Source organism: Oleiphilus sp. HI0128 (assembly GCF_001635365.1).
Window position 1 is genome coordinate 1 of record NZ_LWGG01001375.1, and the last position, 741, is coordinate 741.

The window sequence follows — 741 nt, forward strand, 5'->3', positions numbered from 1 at the left end:
CGGTAGGCTCGGTAAAGCGTCCTCCCCATGGCTTTTCTTTACTTGAATCACTCTGCGTATTTAGCTGGCCGTTATTGTCGTTTGCATTGCTCATGTTTGATTACCCATCTACACTGAAATTTGTGGAGTCAAAATTGCGGCGCGCATTGTAGCACAAAAGCGAATAATACGCCTTAGTCATCCCTTGTAAAGAAACCAGTCATTTATCATGCATAGAAACGCCAAGCAATCACAGCCAAACAAAAACAGCCATGCTGATGATTCTAAGCAAGCTTCAGGGAGTGAGCAGAACTCCAATTTTGTCATTCCTGACCTTTGTCGAATCAATGCCGTTCTGTTTCTGCTGATCCTAACCCAGTTTCTAGCGCTGGTTTTATGTCTGGTCTTGAGTTCAAACGAGTTAATCAGTTGGGATAAACTAGGCCTGCTATCTATTTACTGCCACTCACTCACGCTCAGCTTTGCAGCGGTAATCTGTACAACCCGAAAATTTCTATTTGGCAAAAGCCCGAAATTTATCAGCATTTACTTCTTATCTAGCAATGCCATCATCACGCTGTTTTTCAGTTGGCTAGGCATCAACTTCCTGCTGCCGGGCGTCATTACAAAACCGGAACTATTTCTATCAAAGAGTTTACTCATCAGCTCGATGCTCGCGAGCATCTTACTGCGTTATTTCTTCCTGCAACACCAATGGCGAGAACAGCGCCAAGCAGAACTTCGAGCGCGCATCCAAGCACT

At 44.7% G+C, this 741-nt stretch carries 1 protein-coding gene; it reads left to right on the forward strand.

Features of this window, described 5'->3' with window-relative positions:
• Nucleotides 1-208 precede the first annotated feature (208 nt).
• Nucleotides 209-741 (forward strand): hypothetical protein (locus A3763_RS22750; RefSeq protein WP_197483061.1); only part of this gene is annotated, 533 nt, incomplete at its 3' end.